This window comes from Robertmurraya sp. DFI.2.37 (assembly GCF_029211245.1).
In the GTDB taxonomy this organism is placed as follows: Bacteria; Bacillota; Bacilli; order Bacillales; family Cytobacillaceae; genus Robertmurraya; species Robertmurraya methanolica_A.
The window spans coordinates 1-300 of sequence record NZ_JARGEJ010000651.1 but is presented as its reverse complement, the minus strand read 5'-3'; the positions used below and the strand labels follow the sequence as shown (position 1 = coordinate 300).

General features: G+C 28.3%; 1 protein-coding gene. It reads right to left on the bottom strand.

The window, feature by feature from the left end:
* Positions 1–36: 36 nt before the first annotated feature.
* Positions 37–201, bottom strand: coding sequence for a hypothetical protein (locus PZE06_RS28075; RefSeq protein ID WP_275792410.1), 165 nt, complete (start codon positions 199–201; stop codon positions 37–39).
* Positions 202–300 lie beyond the last annotated feature (99 nt).

Genomic DNA, 300 nt, shown 5'->3' with positions numbered 1-300 from the left:
ACACTCTTGTTGAATTATGTATTCACTTTTACTATCTTATAACTTTTCTTCTTCCCCATCATCAAATTGTGAATAATATAACTCTAATCCCTCTTCTGAATTGTAAACATCTTCTGAAACAGTATATGCAGAAACAGAAGGCACAATGATGCTAGTAAGTAGAATTAACGCAATAAATGTCATTAATGATTTTAACTTCAAATGTATAGGCTCCTCTCAAAGAAAATATTATTTTGAACTTGACCTCTATCGAATAAATTCTACAAAATATGATCAATTCCTTCCTTTTTTTAGAAAAAT